At 39.3% G+C, this 12,450-nt stretch carries 7 protein-coding genes; 6 read left to right on the top strand and 1 reads right to left on the bottom strand.

Features of this window, described 5'->3' with window-relative positions; all coding sequences use genetic code 11:
* Positions 1–19 precede the first annotated feature (19 nt).
* Positions 20–1,030 (bottom strand): hypothetical protein, encoded by a 1,011-nt coding sequence (locus tag PGN18_RS06150; protein WP_335318531.1) that lies wholly within the window; start codon positions 1,028–1,030, stop codon positions 20–22.
* A gap of 804 nt (positions 1,031–1,834) precedes the next feature.
* On the opposite strand from PGN18_RS06150, the gene PGN18_RS06145 reads away from it, so the two are divergent.
* From PGN18_RS06145 to PGN18_RS06120, 6 genes are all read left to right on the top strand, one after another.
* A complete protein-coding gene (locus PGN18_RS06145; RefSeq protein ID WP_335318530.1) occupies positions 1,835–2,413 on the top strand; it encodes an RNA polymerase sigma factor in 579 nt (192 codons plus the stop codon).
* A gap of 102 nt (positions 2,414–2,515) precedes the next feature.
* Positions 2,516–3,694, top strand: a complete 1,179-nt coding sequence (locus PGN18_RS06140) for a FecR family protein (RefSeq protein ID WP_335318529.1) — start codon at positions 2,516–2,518, stop codon at positions 3,692–3,694.
* A 140-nt stretch (positions 3,695–3,834) separates the two neighbouring features.
* The gene (locus PGN18_RS06135) at positions 3,835–7,431 is read left to right on the top strand and encodes a SusC/RagA family TonB-linked outer membrane protein (RefSeq protein WP_335318527.1); all 3,597 of its coding nucleotides are present in this window, start codon (positions 3,835–3,837) and stop codon (positions 7,429–7,431) included.
* Between the two features lie 4 nt (positions 7,432–7,435).
* Positions 7,436–8,806, top strand: coding sequence for a RagB/SusD family nutrient uptake outer membrane protein (locus PGN18_RS06130; RefSeq protein ID WP_335318525.1), 1,371 nt, complete (start codon positions 7,436–7,438; stop codon positions 8,804–8,806).
* A 14-nt stretch (positions 8,807–8,820) separates the two neighbouring features.
* Positions 8,821–10,821 (top strand): TlpA family protein disulfide reductase, encoded by a 2,001-nt coding sequence (locus PGN18_RS06125; protein ID WP_335318524.1) that lies wholly within the window; start codon positions 8,821–8,823, stop codon positions 10,819–10,821.
* Entirely contained in the window at positions 10,821–12,449 is a 1,629-nt protein-coding gene (locus PGN18_RS06120) for a S41 family peptidase (RefSeq protein WP_335318523.1), read from the top strand. Before PGN18_RS06125 ends, PGN18_RS06120 begins: the two co-directional genes overlap by 1 nt.
* The last annotated feature ends 1 nt before the right edge of the window (position 12,450 follow it).

The following is a 12,450-nucleotide window of genomic DNA, read 5'->3' as shown; positions in this document are numbered from 1 at the left end:
TTTTTTCTTTAATAGAATTCTAATCTATTTCTAGACCTTCAATGTATCCCATAGATTTAAGTCTTTCCTTTATAACCTTATCTATTTTAGCCTTAGTGGTATAAAAGGCAAGAGTTTTCAGTGAGTTTGGTCGGGGAAGCTTAATAAAATTTTCAAAGTCAATTGCAGTTTTGTAGATTCTTAGATGACTTAGTTTATTTAATTTATCTATATCTGTCAATGTGGTAAAGGTTTTGCAGTTCAATAGCTTAATATCTTCTAGGTCTTTTAAGGGCTGATCAAAGTGTAGCTCTTTTAATTGTATATTGTCCTCAACTCGCAAAGTTTTTAACTTCCCAAAGTTTGATATATTACTTAAACTGTTAAAACCTCGTACCCAAACAATTTCTAAGTTTTCAATATTATTTTTTCCTATTTCCTCAATATTGCTTCGACCACCAAGGATAATCTTTAAGGTCTTAAGTTCTTTGAGTTTGTTAATAAAGTGTAGTGGCGCCTTGGAAATTGAATTCAGATTTAGCTGATTCAATTGACTAAGTTCACCTATAGAATCGATGTTTTTGGTATGTCCACAGACCATTAGTGTGGTCAAGTTTTGGTAGTTTCTTAGGTGGTCTAAATCAAATGCTTTTGTTCTAGTATCTGTCAGCATTAGGTATTTAATCTTATGGAGATTTTCCGCACCTAATATTTCGGATTCTTTCATTTCAAAAATACCAAGTCCAAATCGTTCAAGATGCATAAGTTTAGTAACGATCTCCAAGTTTTTAACTTCCAACATGCAGTCCAGCGACAAATATTTTACATCAGGTATCTGTTCCAGATTTTTACAGTCGAAGGTGTGCCCATAGAACCTGACACCAAAATGAGAATTATAGTGCTTACAAAGGTTGTTAATCTCACTGAGAAGTTTGTCAGTATAAAATTTATCGGAAAATTGTACGATGACATCCCAACCTAATTTGATTTGTTGTTCGATTATCTGAAGGTCAAGTTCCTTTGGATTTTGGATTCTATTTTGTAGGATCATGAGCATTACTTTGAGAGTCCAAGATAATCGATCCGAATTCAAAATTCAATGAGTATTTGGGATCTGATTATCTTCAGCCAGTTTTGAAGGGATTTCCATAAACTATTTGTGTTCAACTTTTCTTTCTATCGTGTCAATTATCTGAATCTTCAAAGTGCTCTTAAAAAAATAAAGAGATGTTGAGTTTATTAGTTGTGTTTTAACGATTACACCTGTGCGACTAACCCACTAATCCGAGCAATTTTTCTCCAATCTTCTATGTATTTTTTTGAGTTCAGTTCGAAAGTGAGTACTGAAAAGATGCTGTATCAGAAATAATTTTGGAGATTTTTGGCAGAATAAAATTTTGAAAGGTCGTCATTCCCGTGAAAACGGGAACCACGAAGTGCTCAGCGAAGCTAATCTTAATGCAATAGAACTGCAAATAAGTAAGTCCCTGCCAAATCGTTAACATAAGATGCCCAGTCAAGCTGAGCATGACAACACCTCCAAATTTAATTCTCTTGCCAGCTCTGAATCTGTTATTTTGGTACAACCTACTTTTTTGTTGGTAATTATATATGTAAATGACTCATTTTAAGTTTTGCAATGTTTTAGGTTGTTTACTTAATAGTTCGATTCGGCAACCCTGCTTTTGCATGTCACATAAAAGAGCATCCATAACCAATACCTGCGACTTTCAGCCTTTTTCTATTCACATTCCTTATCCTTAAAATTCAAATTGACTTCAACCCTCATTATAGCCTAAACAGTTCCATTTACCTATTTCTATTTACCGTAAATAAGTTCTATTTTTACTCATCAATGGACCAGAATTACGCCACATACGATGACGGTAGATTACTTTCGCTATTAATAGCACGGGATAATGGGGCGTTTTCAGAAATTTATAGCCGGTACTGGCCATTACTCTACAAACATGCTTTGCGGATGCTCAAGGATGAGAACGAAAGTGAAGATGTGGTTCAGGATGTATTCACAAAGTTATGGCAGAAAGCGCCTCAATTATCATCTGATACTTCGATTGGTGCCTACCTTTATGTTTCAACCCGAAATGCGATTCTGAATTTTTTTAGTAAAAACCAGGTGCACCATGCTTATCTGACCGATCTTGGTCAATTTTTAGATCAGGCACAAGAAATTACCGATCACCTCATCAGAGAAAAGATCTTAGCTAAACTTATTGAAGAGGAAATTGAGAAACTTCCTCCCAGAATGCGCGAGGTTTTTGAATTAAAGCGAAAACAAAATCTTTCCTACAAAGAAATTGCAGCGGTTATGGATATTTCTGAACTCACGGTTAAAACGCAGATGAACAAAGCGATTTCTACGTTGCGAACCAAATTTGGAAATCATTTACCTTCCTTTTTTATTGCGTTATAGCTCTTTTTCGAATAAATTAATAAAAAAGTAACTTTTTTTTAATGTTGAATACAACATTGATCTGAGATGGCTGTCATTACTATTATACTGCCTATAAAAAACATGAACAAACAAACGATAAGTGGATTTATCAGAGACTATCTGCATAATAAACTTAATGAAAAACAAAAAGCCCAGCTCGAAACCTGGTATTTATTAAAAGCTGAAGAAAATAAATCAGTTGATCCGCCAATAGCATACGAAAAGTTAGAAGCAAAAATCTGGAATAAAATCATTTCTGATGTTTCACAAGGCGAAGCGGAATTACCAAAAGTTAAAAAGCTGAATAAACCATATAAAAGAATAATTTCAATAGGAATTGCAGCAAGCGTATTATTGATCGCTGGCATAGGTTATCTGACGCTTAAAAATAGCGATACTGCTCCAGACCGGTTTGTGATTGCAAAAAAATATGACCTGCCTGCTGGTACTGATAAGGCTACCTTAACTTTATCTGATGGTAAGGTAATTGATTTAAATAAGGACGCCGTTGGAAAAATTGCTACCGAAGCTGGAATGGAAATTACTAAAGCTGCTGATGAAACTTTGGTTTATAAAGCCTTAAATACTGGTAAAAGCGTGGGGTTTAATACCATCACCACACCCATTGGCGGACAATACGCGGTTATTCTGCCTGATGGATCAAAAGTTTGGCTAAATGCAGGTTCGTCTTTAAAATATCCAACGGCATTTGCTTTAAGCGGAAGAAACGTAATCTTAACAGGAGAAGGATATTTTGAAGTGGCGCATGTGGAGGGGCCTAAAGGAAGAGTACCGTTCTCTGTAACAGTAGTTAAAAACCAAACACCATCAGAAAAAGTAGAGGTGTTGGGCACACATTTTAATATAAATGCCTATGCTGATGAGCCTTTCATTAATACTACTTTATTAAAGGGAAGCGTAAAGGTGGCGCTAAATGCTAATAAAACGGCATTGCTTAAACCGGGGCAGTTGGCCAGGTTAAGTAATGAAAACATACAGGTACAACAAGCGGATACCGAAATGGCAGTTGCCTGGAAAAATGGAGAATTCGTTTTCAGGGAAGATTTACGTACCGCAATGAGAAAGGTAGCACGATGGTATGACGTGGAAGTCGTATATGAAGAAACGGCACCAGAAAATTTAATGCTAGGTGGTTGGATGTCCAGAGGTACCAATATTTCAGAAGTACTCAATCATATTCAGTTAACCGGAAAAGTACACTTTAAACTTGAAGGAAGGAGGGTAATCGTTTCCAAATAACATTAAAAACGATTCCGAAAAAACCAGAGGTGCTTGGCGGCACCCCTGGATATTTTGGCAGTCGACTATAATAATCAACTAATCACGCATAAGGCCTTGATTTCGAAGCCCAGGCCAAATGCAATAAACCAAACAAACAAATGTATAAAAATTTTACTTCACTCGGGTTGCCCTACAGGCAGCTCCGCAAACTGCTACTCGTTATGCGATTGACGGCTGTGATTTTCTTGGCGGCTTTAATGCAATTAAGTGCATCAACCAAGGCACAAAAAGTTTCTATTGTTGAAAAAAATGCGCCGTTGGAACGCGTACTGAAAGAGATCCGCAGACAAAGCGGATACAATATCATCTATGATCTAAACCTGATCCTGGACGCCAAACCGGTATCCATTCAGGTGAATCAGGTGAATGTTTTAGAAGCCGTTCAAAAATCGTTAAACAACCAGCCGCTTACTTTTTCTGTAGATGGTAAAACCATTGTAATTAAGGAAAGAAGTATGGCTGATCAACTGGTTGATTTGGTGAAAGACATTGATGTTAAGGTTAGCATTAGAGATTCGTTAGGACGTCCGCTTCCTGGCGCCAATGTATATAATAAAACCATTAACAAAATGTACGTAACTGATAAAGAGGGAGATATTCTTATTAAGGATGTTCCTGCCAATGGTTATGTATTACAGATTTCCTATATAGGATATAAAGGGGAAGAAATTTTTGTAGATAGAAAAACCGTTACCTATTACGTTAAACTGACGGCAGCTTCATCAGCGTTGGATGAGATTAATGTGATATCAAATGGTTACCAGAAAATCAGTAAAGAACGTGCAGCGGGTGCCTATAGCACAATTTCTGGAAAAGAACTGGAAGGAACACCTGCCGTTAACCTTATGGAACGTTTGGAAGGTAAAATTCCAGGAGTAAAATTTGATATTAAAAGTAATGCCATTCAGATCCGTGGTGTAAATAGTTATGCCGGTGCTTCCGGAACACCATTAATTGTGGTGGATGGTTTCCCTTTGATGGACCCAAGTGACAGGGCCCAGTTAACGAAAACGAATGGTGTAGGTTGGGGGAATTCGATTATTAGTAATATCAATATTGCTGATATCGAACAGATTACCTTTTTAAAGGATGCCTCAGCTACATCGATCTGGGGTTCACGGGCGGCCAATGGTGTAATTGTAATTGATACGAAAAAAGGCCGTAACGGTATGTCACAGGTTAATCTCAGTTACGTTTTCGGAATTTCCAAAAATCCATCTATTGCCAATCAGCGCTGGATGAGTGCTGCGCAGTATATAGATCTGGAGCAGGAAATGGTAGATAAAGGTTTTCTGGTAGATCCTGCGTCAGCTACACCCGGGAATGCCATTTATACACCCAATAATAGTGAAGCTACCGAATGGATGTTTCGCGTAAAACGCGGAACGGCAACTGTTGCGGAGCGCGATGCTGCCTTAACACAAATAGCCATGCGCGATGCTGCAGGCCAGATCGAAAAAAATCTGTTGCAAAATGCAGTTAACCATCAATATAACCTCTCTTACTCAGGTGGTACTGAAAATAGTAATTTTTATATTTCTGGAAACTACACGAAGGATGTGCCCATCTTTAAAAGTAATTTTGCTGAAAATGCATTTATTAATGCCAATACCAGCACAGCTTTATTTAATAAGAGGATTACATTAAGAGCATTAATCAATTATCAATATTCGAAATCACAATCCAATAGTGCTGCGGTAGATGCCCTTTCTGTTAGTACAACAGCATTAAGACCTTACGATTTGCTGTTTGATGATAATGGCAATAGTATTGGAAGAACAGTTATTTTCCGCCAATCATTAGCCAATACCATGATGGCACAAGGATACCTGCCTTTCAGTTACAGCGCAATAGATGAACTCAATTACTCTAACTCTATCGCCAAAAACAATATCATCAGATTGAATGGCGGAATCAATGGTAAAATTACCAAGTGGTTAAATGCAGATGTTTCCATTTCCAATCAGCGCCAGTTTGGTTCAAATAATACTTTGAATGAGTTAAACAGTTATGCAGGCAGGCTTTTAGTTAATACGGGTACAGTTGTTACGAACGGCAAACTGGTTTACAATGTACCTTATGGCGGACGCTACTTTACTATAGGCAATAATTCATCTGAAACTGCACTAAGGGGGCAGTTGAATGCTGATGTAACTTTTGCCAACGATCATCATTTTACCGCAATTGCCGGGACTGAATTGAGGGAAACCCAATCGGGCAATACATCCGAAATCCGTTATGGTTATAATGAAGATACCGGAGCTGTGGGCATTGCAAATCCAAGCGTTTCTTACATGACCATGTATGGTTATACACAAACCTTAGGCGCAAATTTAAGTGGCTTCGGTGCAACCAGAAAGCGTTTTCTTTCTTATTATAGCAATGGCTCTTATAGCTATAAAGACAGGTATTTTCTTACCGGTAGTGTCCGTTTTGACGATTATACCATGATGGGTGTAGACCGAAGTAAAAGGGCTAAACCATTCTGGTCGCTAGGTTTAAGATGGAATGTTAACCAGGAAGAATTTATTAAAAGTATAGACTGGTTGAATTCATTGTCCTTAAGGGCAACCATTGGAACTGCTGGTGTTGTGCCACAGGGCGGTTCAAATATCCCTATTCTGACCCTGACGGGCAGCGATTCCCGTACGGGTCAACCCGTTGCCAGCATTGAAACACCGGCAAATTCTGATTTAGGATGGGAAACCACCAGGCATAGCAATCTTGGTTTAGATTTTGGTGTTTTGAAGGGACGTTTAAATGCAAGCTTTGATGTATATGCGAAACGTACAAGCGGGCTCCTGGCTAATTTTAGTTACAATCCTACTTATGGTTGGTCATCGCTAAATTTCAACAGTGGAACATTGAAAGGGCATGGTTATGAACTCTCCCTTAATGGTGAGCCATTAAGGGCCGGAAGATTCAGCTGGAAATCGTTGTTCAACTTCAGCTATACAACCAATATGGTAACAGAAGCCAGGTTTGAAAATAATTCCAGCACTTTGGCCGGATCAGGGTCAACGGTAAATGGTGCTACTTTAGGAACCTTATATGTATACAGATGGGCCGGTTTAGATAACAAGGGTCAATCGCAGATTTACGACCGCAATAACAACATCATCAATAATACCACCAATTTAACCAGCACTTTTACAAAAGAAGATTTGGTTAAAGCGGGTGTGCTTTATGCGCCATATTCAACCGGATTTTTCAACACCTTTAAATATGGTGAATTTGAAGCTGGAATTCAGATTACGGGTTATTTCGGGCATGTATTCATGAAAAATGCGGTAACCAATTATCCAACTTTCCAAGGCAGTTACAGCGGGGTTTTAGGCAGGCAGCAGGAATTAGCAGATCGCTGGAGAAATCCTGGAGATGAAGCCAAAACTAACGTGCCTGGGTTAAGCAACGTAAATTTTAATAGTATTAACCGGTATCGTTTTTCTGATGTGTTAGTGAGGAAAGCAGATAATATCCGTTTGCAACAAATTTCCCTCGCTTATCAGTTACCGAAACGTTTTTTACCAAGAAATACCTTCAAATCGATTTCAGTTTCTGCTAATGTCAGGAATCTGGGGATCATCTGGAGAGCCAATAAAGACGGTATCGATCCTGAATTTATCAGCAATGGAAATTTTGGCACCGTAACCCCTACACCTAGTTACATCTTTGGAATCAATGCAACGCTATAATCACATGAAGACAAAATATATCATCATCCTGCTTGCGTTGGTAATTGCCTTCGCAGGCTGCAGAAAATATGTAGAAATAGATCAGATTTCTATACGTACTTTAAAATATACCTCCGATTACCGGTATACCATGAATAATAACAGTGTGTTAGAAGGTAGTTTCTCCTACCCGATTTTATCGGGCGATGATACGGAAATTACTGATGCCACCCGGCAGAACAATCTGGGCGATATCCTGGGAAACGTATATAGCTGGGCTGCCCTTTATACCTCTGATACGCAAAATGACAGTGATTGGGACAGGCAATATAAAACCATTTATACCTGTAATGAAGTAATTAATGGTGTGTTAGGTTCACAAAATGGAACGGAACAGGAAAAGCAAAAAATTTACGCTGAAGCATTGGTACACCGTGCCTATGCTTACCTGGTGTTGATTAATACTTATGCCAGGCAATATAACAGCGCTACTGCCACAACAGATTTGGGCGTGCCCTTGCTTACCACACCAAATTTATATACCAAACTTAACCGTACACCAGTAGCGGACGTATATAACAAAATCGTGCAAGATTTAAAGGCATCCATCAGTCGTTTGCCTGATCTTCCCGAATTTAACGTAAGGCCTGCAAAGGTATCAGCCTATGCTTTATTGGCTAAGACTTACCTTAATCTTCGTGATTTTAATAATGCTTCATTATATGCTGATAGCACGTTGCGTTTACAAAACACATTAATCGATCTGAAGAATTATGAAAGTACGCCAGGCACACTTCCTGTTAGGTTAAATAATCCTGAAATTATATTTTCTAAAATTGCAGGTGTATCCTATCAGGCCATTTCGTTAAGTAATGATCTGCTTTCTGCCATGGGAACTACAGATTTGCGCTATAAGTTGTTTACCGATGCCAGAAGCCGATTTGGTTCGCAATTTAGCACCAGCTTTACCGGCCGTGCTTCCACTAAGTATTTCTACAATGAATTTGTGATTAGTAATGGCCCATCGGTACCTGAAATCATGCTCATTAAAGCAGAATGTTTGGCGAGAGCAGGTCAAACTGCCGATGCCATGACAATTGTAAATAACCTCAGGGTCAAACGTTTCAATAATGCGAATTATGTGCCATTAGCTGCTTCATCTGCTACCGACGCTTTAAGGATTGTAGTGGAAGAAAAGAAAAAGGAATTGTTCGGCACAGGTTTACGCTGGTTTGATCAAAAAAGATTAATGCTTGATAATGCCTTTAACCAAACTAAAACCCGCAATTATAAAGGAATAGATTATACGCTCGCACCAAATTCAAATCGCTATATCTACCCGATTGGTGATAAGTACATTTTATTAAATCCCGAATTGCAACAGAATCCGAGATAGACTACGGAACACTTATGAAGAAGAATCTATTACTGAATGGTCTGCTACTGCTTTGCCCTTTTTTTGGGCAGCAGCTGGCAGCCCAGACCTTAAGCTGGAAGCCAGAATTGTTAAGGCAAAATCAACCCGCTACGTTTTATTACCAGCCAAAAGGTGGCGACCTCGAATTTAGCGACGAACCCAAAGCAACATTGACTTATTTTAATGGCAAACGCTGGGATTCCATACCGCTTGTCCTAAAAAAGGATAACAATGAATGGCAAGCCAGTTATACCTTGCCTGGTAACGCTGTTTTTCTGGCACTTAAATTTTACCAGGGCCCCGAACTTACGCCGGAGGCCAGTGATAATAACCAGGGCAAAGGTTATTTTACCAAAGTTTTAGGTAGCAATGGCAAGGAACAAAGTGGAAGCTACCTGGCAGAAGCCGCATTTCGGTCTAATTTAACCGGCGATTGGAGTTTAAATAGTTTTGTTTCGCCTGAAAAAAATGCAAAAACCACTGATTCCTTGTTAAAAAAGGAGGAAAAAATTTCCGGAAAAGCAATTGGATCAGGAACTACGCTATTTACCTATCTCAATTTAAAGCGTTTAACGATGCCTGCCGAAGATTTTAAGGCGTTTGCCGATGCAGCAATACAATCATCCATCAAAAAAGGAAAATATAGTGAAATGTTGCTGGCAGAAGCCCATAATTACTATATCCGTGAAAAACGGGATCAGCAAGCAAAGGAAATGGAAAAACTGATTTTCCAATATCAGCCAAAAAGTGGAACTGCAAAATTGCTAAGTTTCCGCGAGGCAACCAAAGGAGCATCGGTAGAAGCCTATCAAGCGGCCTCTGAAGATTTTCTGAAAAAATATCCATATGCAGAATGGAAGAAAAATCCAGATGATAAGGGTTTCTTATATTATGAAATTTATAGGGGCTTGGGTACCACCTACTTTGATAGCAATCAAATCGATAAATTCTTATCGCTATTTAAGGATATTGACTTTAGAACGGCTAACGAAATTTATCGCTGGAACATTACACGGAATCAAATGTCCATGTCTGGAAAAGCAGATTACAAATTGCTTTATGAGCTGAGCAAAAAGATTATCCCTTACCTATTGGAACGCCAGCGTGATCAGTCCTATCTAACCGACTTTGGTAGGGATGCGGTGAAAGCACAGGAAAACTCCGATAAACAAATGGATGATCGGTTATTTACGCATATTGCCTTAGCCATTAACCAGAAGGATTTTGCAGCAGCGAAAAACTTTTTCCAATACCTATCAAAAGATGGGATCTATAGCCATGCAGAAATGAACGCCATGCACCTGCGTGTATTAAGCGAGGTGAAAGATGACAAAGCCATTAAATCGTTACTTGAAAATAGTGTAGCAGCCAACGCAGTTACTCCAGAAATGTTTAGCAAGCTAAAGGAACTATATAAAAGCGAACACCAGGACCAGGAAAAAGGCTATGAGGAGTATTTATCGTCGTTGATGCCAAATGATAAAAAAGCAGAAATGAAGACGCATGTATTATCCAATATGGTAAACTTCCCCTTAAAACCTTTTAGCCTGGAAGATGCTAATGGTAAAATCGTAAATTCTGACGATTGGAGAGATAAAATTGTAGTCATAGATTTTTGGGCTACCTGGTGCAGACCTTGTATTGAGGCTTTTCCAGGTATGCAATTGTTGGTAGATCAATATGCAAAAGATCCGGAGGTTGCGGTTTACATGATCGGCACGATGCAAACCGGCGATTACAAGGCCAAATCTGTAAACTATGTTAAAAGTCAGGGTTTCCGTTTTAATCTTTTACACGATGCGGTGCTCCCTAACGGAGAGCAGGCTGCGGTTTTTTTAAGCCTAAAGCCACTATTTAATTCTTCAGCCATTCCGCGAAAAATTATTGTAAAAAAAGGTGTAGTACGCTATACTTCAGAAGGATATTCCGGTAGTCCGAGTCAGTTACGCGATGAATTATCAACCGCGATTGAAATATTAAGAGCAGAGAAATAATGATAAGAAAAACGATAATTACAGCTTTTTTTTCCTTTTGGATAGGGCTTACTGTTCAGGCACAAATGAATCCGAAGATTAAGTTGCAGGATGCCTTGAAGCTGATCCAGGAAAACTATGTAGATCCGGTAAATGACGAACCCGTTGTAGATGCCGCTATCAAAGGGATGTTGGGCAGCCTTGATCCGCACTCCAGCTACATTAGCCGTGAAGAAGTAGAGGCGATGAACGAATCCATGTCGGGAAGTTTTGCTGGTATTGGAATTGGATTTGCGATGCTTTCAGATAGTACATTTATCATCAATGTTAATCCGGATGGACCAGCCGCACGGGCGGGCTTAAAGGTGGGCGATCAAATTGTGAACGTAGATGCGCAGCCGATTATGGGTAAAAACCTGAAAAACCAGGAAGTGATGCGACTGCTCAGGGGAGAAAAAGGAAAAGCCGTTAACCTTGATATCAGGCGTAAAGGACAGTCAGAACTTTTAAAATTCTCAGTAATGCGGGAGCAGATTGCCGAATTATCCATTACGGCCAGCTACATGGTTACCAAGCAGATCGGTTATATTGCACTATCTGTTTTCAGTCAATCTACCCGCAGAGAAATGGATGCAGCTTTAAAAAGCTTGAAGGCCCAGGGCATGACCAAGCTGATCCTCGATTTACAGATGAATGGGGGAGGCATAGTGGATATGGCTATTGGCGTAGCGGATGAATTTCTTCCTCCTGAAAAAACAGTTTTTTATTCGGTAACCAATACTGGTGGGAAAAATTATTTTCTCACCGGTGGTTACGGACAGTTTATGGACGGCGAATTGGTGGTGTTGGTTGATGAATCTACTGCCTCTTCCAGTGAAATCCTGACCGGTGCTTTACAAGACTGGGATCGGGCTGTGATTGTTGGACGTAGAACTTTTGGAAAAGGATTGATGCAGAAAGGATTTCCATTAAGCGATGGTTCGGTGATCAGGTTGACAGCCGCCCGCTATTATACCCCTTCAGGCCGATCTATCCAGAAACCTTACACCAAAGGCAAAGCTGACTATTTCGAAGATTTTAACCGGAGAATGGCATCCGGAGAATTAAAAGAAGCAGGACATTATCATTTTCCCGATTCGCTTAAATATACTACACTCAATCATAAAAGAACGGTGTATGGCGGTGGCGGGATAATGCCCGATCAGTTTGTTCCGATAGATACAGCATTATATAGTACGTGGCTCAACCAAACCATGAACAGTGGTTTAGTGAGTAAAGTAGCCTTTGAACTGGTGCAACAGCGGCGTAATCAGTTAACGGCTACCTACCCGGATTTTGAGGCTTTTGATAAGGGATTTAACGTAGAAGAAACCACGGTTGATGGAATTTTTGATGCGGCTGGAAAACTCCGGATCAAAATGCCTGCAAAAACAGATCAGGTTGCAAGAAAAACCATCCGTGTAGAATTAAAAGCTGGGATAGCCGATATGTTATATGCAGGAAAGGGATATGCCCTGCGTGTTCGTAACGAAGCCAGCACTGCCTTTGATAATGCTTTATCTATCCTTAATTCAAAAGTTACTTATAATAAATTGCTTGCCGGAAGTACCACCAGTAAATCATCTCCTAATCAAAAGAAAAAAAACTAAC

The sequence above is a fragment of the Pedobacter terrae genome, assembly GCF_036946585.1.
GTDB lineage: Bacteria > Bacteroidota > Bacteroidia > Sphingobacteriales > Sphingobacteriaceae > Pedobacter > Pedobacter terrae_C.
This window is presented reverse-complemented; position numbering and strand designations above follow the sequence as displayed.

What these genes read in the sequence shown, in the direction of transcription:
- PGN18_RS06130 (WP_335318525.1), top strand. Translation starts at nt 7,436, where the DNA reads ATGAAGACAAAATATATCATCATCCTGCTTGCGTTGGTAATTGCCTTC.
- PGN18_RS06135 (WP_335318527.1), top strand. Translation starts at nt 3,835, where the DNA reads ATGTATAAAAATTTTACTTCACTCGGGTTGCCCTACAGGCAGCTCCGC.
- PGN18_RS06125 (WP_335318524.1), top strand. Translation starts at nt 8,821, where the DNA reads ATGAAGAAGAATCTATTACTGAATGGTCTGCTACTGCTTTGCCCTTTT.
- PGN18_RS06150 (WP_335318531.1), bottom strand. Translation starts at nt 1,030, where the DNA reads ATGATCCTACAAAATAGAATCCAAAATCCAAAGGAACTTGACCTTCAG.
- PGN18_RS06145 (WP_335318530.1), top strand. Translation starts at nt 1,835, where the DNA reads ATGGACCAGAATTACGCCACATACGATGACGGTAGATTACTTTCGCTA.
- PGN18_RS06120 (WP_335318523.1), top strand. Translation starts at nt 10,821, where the DNA reads ATGATAAGAAAAACGATAATTACAGCTTTTTTTTCCTTTTGGATAGGG.
- PGN18_RS06140 (WP_335318529.1), top strand. Translation starts at nt 2,516, where the DNA reads ATGAACAAACAAACGATAAGTGGATTTATCAGAGACTATCTGCATAAT.